This window comes from Chryseobacterium sp. SIMBA_028 (genome assembly GCF_046535285.1).
Classification (GTDB): Bacteria; Bacteroidota; Bacteroidia; order Flavobacteriales; family Weeksellaceae; genus Chryseobacterium.
In genome coordinates, this window is sequence record NZ_JAWRWZ010000653.1 from 1 (window position 1) to 248 (window position 248).

Below are 248 nucleotides of genomic sequence, written 5' to 3' on the forward strand. Positions count from 1 at the left end.
GGCGGCCCAGCGTGCGCCAGCCGTGCATTACCTGAGAGGTTCCCTGCCCCCATGCAGCAGCGTGCGAAAGATACCCGTCTTGCCGTCATAGAAGGTGCCGCGAATGTCTTCGCGGACGTGGGGTACGGCACCGCCAGCATGGCCGACATTACCCAGCGCGCCCAAGTGACCAAGGGCGCGCTGTATTTCCACTTCACGTCAAAGCGGGAATTGGCTTTGGCGGTCATAGAGGAACAGCACGCGATTGT

Annotated in this window: 1 protein-coding gene; it reads left to right on the top strand. The window is 61.7% G+C overall.

Annotated features, from left to right (window positions below; all coding sequences use genetic code 11):
- Nucleotides 1–51 precede the first annotated feature (51 nt).
- A partial coding sequence (locus SCA31_RS24855) for a TetR family transcriptional regulator (RefSeq protein ID WP_410699621.1) occupies nucleotides 52–248 on the top strand: 197 nt, incomplete at its 3' end.